The organism is Binatus sp. (SeqCode) (genome assembly GCF_036522015.1).
Taxonomy (GTDB): Bacteria; Desulfobacterota; Binatia; order Binatales; family Binataceae; genus Binatus.
In genome coordinates, this window is the sequence record NZ_DATDGQ010000009.1 from 1 (window position 1) to 6,497 (window position 6,497).

6 protein-coding genes and 1 tRNA gene are annotated in these 6,497 nt (G+C 60.2%); 6 read left to right on the plus strand and 1 reads right to left on the minus strand.

What is annotated here, in order from left to right; translation table 11 throughout:
• The 6 genes from VIW95_RS00470 to VIW95_RS00495 all read left to right on the plus strand — a co-directional run.
• The coding region (locus VIW95_RS00470; RefSeq protein WP_331582887.1) for a hypothetical protein at positions 1-760 on the plus strand (760 nt) is incomplete at its 5' end.
• Between the two features lie 126 nt (positions 761-886).
• On the plus strand, positions 887-1,483 hold the full coding sequence (clpP, locus tag VIW95_RS00475) for an ATP-dependent Clp endopeptidase proteolytic subunit ClpP (RefSeq protein ID WP_331582889.1): 597 nt from the start codon (positions 887-889) through the stop codon (positions 1,481-1,483).
• Positions 1,484-1,498: 15 nt separating this feature from the next.
• Positions 1,499-2,749 carry an ATP-dependent Clp protease ATP-binding subunit ClpX gene (clpX, locus tag VIW95_RS00480; protein WP_331582891.1) on the plus strand — a complete coding sequence of 417 codons (1,251 nt, stop codon included), beginning with the start codon at positions 1,499-1,501 and terminating at the stop codon, positions 2,747-2,749.
• A 22-nt stretch (positions 2,750-2,771) separates the two neighbouring features.
• A complete protein-coding gene (gene lon, locus VIW95_RS00485; RefSeq protein ID WP_331582893.1) occupies positions 2,772-5,249 on the plus strand; it encodes an endopeptidase La in 2,478 nt (825 codons plus the stop codon).
• Positions 5,250-5,341: 92 nt separating this feature from the next.
• Positions 5,342-5,662: an HU family DNA-binding protein gene (locus VIW95_RS00490; protein WP_331582895.1), complete on the plus strand. Its 321-nt coding sequence runs from the start codon at positions 5,342-5,344 to the stop codon at positions 5,660-5,662.
• Between the two features lie 107 nt (positions 5,663-5,769).
• Positions 5,770-5,844: transfer RNA gene (locus VIW95_RS00495), tRNA-Val, on the plus strand.
• Positions 5,845-5,890: 46 nt separating this feature from the next.
• On the opposite strand, the gene VIW95_RS00500 is transcribed toward VIW95_RS00495, so the two are convergent.
• A partial coding sequence (locus tag VIW95_RS00500; protein ID WP_331582897.1) for a molybdopterin dinucleotide binding domain-containing protein occupies positions 5,891-6,497 on the minus strand: 607 nt, incomplete at its 5' end.

Genomic DNA, 6,497 nt, shown 5'->3' on the forward strand with positions numbered 1-6,497 from the left:
GTTGGTCGAAGTTTCCGAGCGCGCGCTCGCCCACGGCGTTCACGAAGCGCTGATCGGCGCCGAGATCGGCAAAGAGATGAAGTCCTCGAAGACCTATCCTGACGACTACAGCCAGAAAGAGTTGGCCGGCAAGACGATCGAATGGCGCGCGACTCCGAAAGAAATCTACAAGCGCGAGTTGCCGAGCGTCGATGACGACTTTGCGAAGGACCTCGGCGACGAGAACCTCGAGGCGTTTCGCACCCGCGTCCGCGGCGAGTTGCTGGCGCATGCCAAACAGGAGGCCGACGCCCGCGTCCGCCAGGGACTGCTCGATCTCGTGATCGAGCGCAACCCGGTCGAGCTGCCCGAATCGCTGGTCGCGCGCGAGCTGGCGGCGATGGAATCAGAACTGCATCAGACACTCGAATCGGGCGGCCTGTCGCATGAGGACGCGACCGAACGGGTCAAGCAGAATGCCGACGACCTGAAGACGCGGGCTGAGAAGCGGGCGCGCACGGCGTTGATCGTCGATGCGCTCGCCGAGCAGGAAAAAATCGAGATCAATGACGAGGAGCTGGGCGATCGCGTGGCGGCGATCGTGACCGGGAGCGGACGCAATCGCGATCGCGCCGCCGAGTTCTATCGCAAGGAAGAAAGTCGCGAGGCGTTGCGCCAATCGATGCGCCGCGAAAAGGCGTTGGACTTCATTTTAAGCCGCGCCCAGCGTGAAGATTCACCGTCCGAGACGCCCAAAGAGGGTCCGTCTGAGCAGAAGTAGCAGGTTTGCGACGCGGTTCGGCGCTAATCAAGGTTGCTCCCCCATTTCCGAGTGGTTACAATTTGAAGGCGTCAGCGGCCTTCTCTCAATCGTCGTCGGAACCGGGCTGTGGCGCGGGTTGGAGGTATGAGCAACCTGGTACCGATGGTGGTGGAGCAGACCGGGCGCGGAGAGCGGGCCTACGACATCTATTCTCGCCTGCTTAAGGACCGCATCGTCTTCCTCGGCACCGAAATCAATGACGACGTCGCCAACCTGGTGACGGCGCAGTTCCTGTTCCTCGAGTCCGAAGATCCCGAAAAAGAAATCAATTTTTATATCAATTCGCCGGGCGGGTCGGTGACGGCTGGGATGGCGATTTACGATACAATGGAGTTCATCCGGCCCCCCGTCTCGACGCTGTGCCTCGGGCAGGCGGCGAGCATGGCCGCGATCATGTTGCTGGCGGGTGCGAAGGGACGGCGCTACGCGCTGCCCCATTCACGCATCATCCTGCATCAGCCGCTCGGCGGAATGCAGGGTCAGGCGAGCGACCTCGAGATACACGCGAAGGAAATTTTGCACGCGCGGGAGGAAATCAACAACATCATAATGAAGCATACCGGACAGAATCTTCGTAAGATCGAAAAAGACACCGATCGCGACTACTTCATGGCGCCGCAACAAGCGGTTGAATACGGCCTGATTGATGAGGTAATCGTTAGCCGAAGGCCGTCCAAGTGAGCCGCGGGAGGCAGTATGGCCAAGCATGACGACCGCTCCGGCAACCTGGTTTGCTCGTTTTGCGGCAAGAGCCAGGACGAAGTTCGAAAGCTGATTGCCGGCCCAACGGTTTATATTTGCGACGAATGCATCGACCTATGTAACGACATAATCGCCGAGGAGACTGACAGCGAAGAAGCCTTCAGCCAAAGCTCCGCGGTGCCCAAGCCCGCCGAAATCAAGCGGGTGCTCGACCAGTACGTGATCGGACAGGAACGCGCCAAGAAAATTCTCTCGGTCGCGGTCCACAATCATTACAAACGAATCGACTCGCAGATGGTGACCGGCGACGTCGAGCTGCAGAAATCCAACATCATGCTGATTGGCCCGACCGGGGTCGGCAAAACGCTCCTCGCGCAGACCCTCGCGCGCTTTTTGCAGGTGCCGTTTACGATTGCCGACGCGACCTCGCTGACCGAGGCCGGCTACGTAGGCGAAGACGTCGAGAACATCATACTGTCGCTGCTGCAGAACGCCGACTACGACATCGAGCGATGCCAACGCGGCATCGTGTATATCGACGAGATCGACAAGATCGCGCGCAAGGGCGACAACCCGTCGATCACGCGCGACGTGTCGGGTGAAGGCGTCCAGCAGGCACTGCTGAAAATCATCGAGGGCACGATGGCGTCGGTGCCGCCCAAGGGCGGCCGCAAGCATCCGCAGCAGGAATTCCTGCAGGTCGATACCACCAATATCCTGTTCATCTGCGGCGGCGCGTTCGTCGGACTCGACGACATCATCCGGCGGCGCATCTCGGGCAAGACGATGGGCTTTCGCGCCGACTTGACCCATCGCGATCCCAAGACCGTCTCCGAGCTGCTCTACGAAGTGCAGCCGGAGGACTTGCTCAAGTTCGGATTGATTCCGGAATTCGTCGGCCGCTTGCCCGTCATCGCGACGCTCGGCGAGCTCGACGAGGAAGCGCTGGTGCGAATCCTGACCGAACCCAAGAACGCGCTGGTGCGCCAGTATCAGAAGCTCTTCGACATGGAGAACGTCCACCTGAAATTCACCCAGGGTGCGTTGCGCGCTATTTCGCGCGAGGCGCTCAAGCGCAAGTCCGGTGCTCGCGGCCTGCGCGCTATCATGGAAGCGATCATGGTGGACCTGATGTACGAAATCCCGTCACAACCCAACATCAAGGAGGTGCTAATCTCGGAAGAGGTGGTTACTCAGAAGGAGCAGCCGCTGCTGGTCTATCAAAAGACCGCCGAAACCGCATAGCTCGGGGAGATTCGAGAAGTAGATGCTTTTCCGCAACGACAAAAAAGATAATCGCGATGCAACGTCGAACGTGGTCCCACTGTTCCCGCTGCGCGAATTGATCGTATTCCCACACGAAGTCTATCCAATCTTCGTCGGCCGCCAGAAGTCGATTAAGGCTCTGGAAGCCGCCGAGGCCAAGAAGACGCCGATTCTGCTGGTCACGCAGAAGGACCCCAAGGTCGCAGAGCCCGCGCCCGGCGACCTCTACACCGTCGGCACGCTCGGCGTGGTCGTGCAGCTGCTGCGCTTGCCCGACGGGACAGTCAAGGCGCTGGTCGAGGGCAAGAAGCGCGCACGCGTGCTCCGCTACGTCGCCGACGAGGAATATTTCCAGGTCGAGGCCGAGGAAATCGAAGAGGTCAGCGACCGCTCCACCGAAGTCGAGGCGTTGATGCGCACCGTCGTCTCGACCTTCGACAACTACGCGCGCCTCAACAAGAAGATCCCGCCCGAGATGGTCACTTCGATCGCGGCGGTGGACGATCCCGCGTTCCTGGCCGACAAGCTGGTCGGACATCTCGGGATCAAGCTCGAAGACAAGCAGGCGCTGCTCGAATCGACCAACCCGGCCGAGCGGCTCGAGAAGATTCTCGGCTACATGCGCTCGGAGCTGGAAATCCTCGAGGTCGAGAAACGCATCCGCTCGCGCGTCAAGAAGCAGATGGAGAAGACGTCCAAGGAGTACTACCTCAACGAGCAGATGCGCGCGATCCAGAAGGAGCTCGGCGAGAAAGACGAATTCAAGAACGAGATTCAAGAGTTGGAAGAAAAGCTTCGGCAGAAAAAGATGCCGGCCGAGGCTCGCGAGAAGTGCGAGCGCGAGATCAAGAAGCTCAAGATGATGTCGCCGATGTCGGCCGAGGCCACCGTCGTCCGCAACTATCTCGACTGGTTCCTCGCGCTGCCGTGGTTCGAGTACACCGAGGACAAGCTCGACATCAAGGAAGCTGAGCGCGTGCTCGAGGAAGATCATTACGGACTGGACAAGGTCAAGCAGCGCATCCTCGAATACCTGGCGGTCGAGACCCTGGTCGGTCAGATGAAGGGGCCGATCCTGTGCCTGGTCGGACCTCCGGGCGTCGGCAAAACGTCGCTCGGCAAGTCGGTAGCGCGCGCGACCGGACGCAAATTCGTGCGCGTGTCGCTCGGCGGCGTGCGCGACGAAGCCGAAATCCGCGGCCATCGCCGGACCTATATCGGCGCGCTGCCCGGCAAGGTGATCCAGTCGGTGCGCAAGGCCGGATCGTCCAACCCGGTGCTGCTGTTCGACGAAGTCGATAAGATGTCCACGGACTTCCGCGGCGATCCGTCGTCGGCGCTGCTCGAAGTGCTCGATCCCGAGCAGAACTGTACCTTCAACGATCACTACCTCGACTGCGACTACGATTTGTCGAAAGTGATGTTCATCACGACGGCGAATACGCTCGACCGAATTCCGCGGCCGCTGCAGGACAGGATGGAAGTCATCCGGATCCCCGGCTACACGGAGACCGAAAAGCTCAATATCGCGAAGAAGTACCTGCTGAAGAAACAACAGGAGGCCAACGGGCTGCGGCCGGAGAATATCGAGGTGTCCGACGGCGCAATCCAGGGCATCATCCGCCACTACACGCGCGAAGCCGGCGTCAGAAATCTCGAGCGTGAGCTCGCATCGATCTGCCGCAAGGTTGCGGTCGAGGTCGTCAAGACCGATCGCAATGCGCACGTCAAGGTTTCGAGCTCCAGCCTGAGCAAGTATCTAGGCGTTCCGAAGTTCCGCTACGGCACGGCGGAGACAGTGCCGCAGGTCGGAGTGGCAACGGGCCTTGCGTGGACGGAACTTGGTGGAGAACTGCTCAGCGTCGAGGTGACGATCGTTCCAGGACGCGGCAAGCTGACTATCACCGGACAGCTCGGCGACGTGATGCAGGAATCGGCGCAGGCGGCGCTCTCCTACGTGCGCTCGCGGGCGGAAGTGCTGGGGCTCGATCGCGGCTTCTATCATCGCATCGACATCCACATTCATATTCCCGAAGGCGCCATTCCCAAGGACGGGCCGTCGGCGGGAATCACGCTGGCGACCGCGCTGGTGTCGGCGCTCACGCGCTCGCCGATTCGCAACGACCTTGCGATGACCGGCGAGATCACGCTGCGCGGCCGAGTGCTCCCGATTGGCGGACTCAAGGAGAAAGTGCTCGCGGCGCATCGCGGCGGTATCAAGACGATCCTGATACCGCGGGATAACGCCAAGGACATCGAGGAGATCCCGGCGCAGATCATGAAGGGCATCACCTTGATCCAGATCGAGCATATGGATGAAGTGCTGAAGCACGCGCTGGTGTTGACGGACCCGGACAATTTTTTCAAGCCGAGCAAGGGCGACAGCGACATGGCGTTCCTGCGCGAGCCGGAACCGAAGGTGCCGATGCCGGCGCCGGGTGAGGACGACGATACGACGGTCTCGACGAATCTGTCGTAGGTTCTGAGCGGGGGATTTCGCGCATTCCGGAGTGGCCGGAATGCGCGGCTCAAATGCGCGGTCGGGGATTTGGGAGACCGCCGAAGGTACATATGACCAAGGCTGAACTCATAGAGGCGTTGTCAAACAAGCTTCCCCTCAACAAGGCCGACGCCGAACGCGCAATTAACATCGTGCTCGACGACGTCATCGCCGCGCTCCGCCAGGGCGAGCGGGTGAACATCTCGGGCTTCGGCACGTTTTCAGTATCGGAACGGCAGGCGCGCACCGGGCGCAATCCAAAGACCGGCGAATCGATCGAGATAGCGGCGAGCCGCTCGGCAAAGTTCAAGCCGGGCAAGCAGTTGAAGGACTCGCTGAATGAGGGCGTCGGCGCAGCACCAGCGTCGTCGTCGCCGTCGACAGCTACGTAACGGACGCGATCGCAGCGCTCGATTCAATTCGATTCAATTTCACTGAAAAAAGCGGCTCGTGTGTCGATGGCACGCGGGCCGTCTTTTTTTGCTAACATTTCGGGCGCGGGCGGTTAGCTCAGTGGTAGAGCATCGGCCTTACAAGCCGGGGGTCGCAGGTTCGAAACCTGCACCGCCCACCAATGATAAAACTCGGCGGGTATAGCAGCATCCGCCGCGCACCGGCATCTAGAGACCCGCGGGTTCGATTGTGATCACGATTGATTTCGACGCAGGAGTGTTGCTGATTTCCGCAACGCTGCCGAGCGCTACCAGGGGATTCGTCTCGGGGTAGTAGGTGGCTGCACAGCGCCGAGGGATGTCGTAGGGAATCACTCTGAAATCCCGAACCGTTCGATGCTCGGCCTGAAAGTGGCTGGTTAGATTGACCAATTGCCGATCCTGGAGCCCGGCCTCGGCCATGTCATCACGATTCATGAAAATTACGCGACGGCCTCCGTGAATTCCCCGGTAGCGATCGTCCAGACCGTAGATCGTCGTGTTAAATTGGTCGTGCGAGCGAATCGTCATCATAAGGAATTGATCGGCCGCGAGTTGAAGCGGTCGAATTGGATTGACAGTGAAGTTCGCCTTGCCGGTGGCCGTTTCGAAACGCCGCTGTTTCGCAGCTACGGGAGCGTAGAATCCGTCCGGAGCGCGCACGCGTTCATTGAACTTTTCGAACCCGGCCACCACCCTGGAAGCGCGGTCGCGAATCTCGTCATAGTCGAGAAAATTCGTCCACTTGACGTCGCCCTTGCCGCTTAGGGTTGCTTCGGCGATGCCGACGATAATC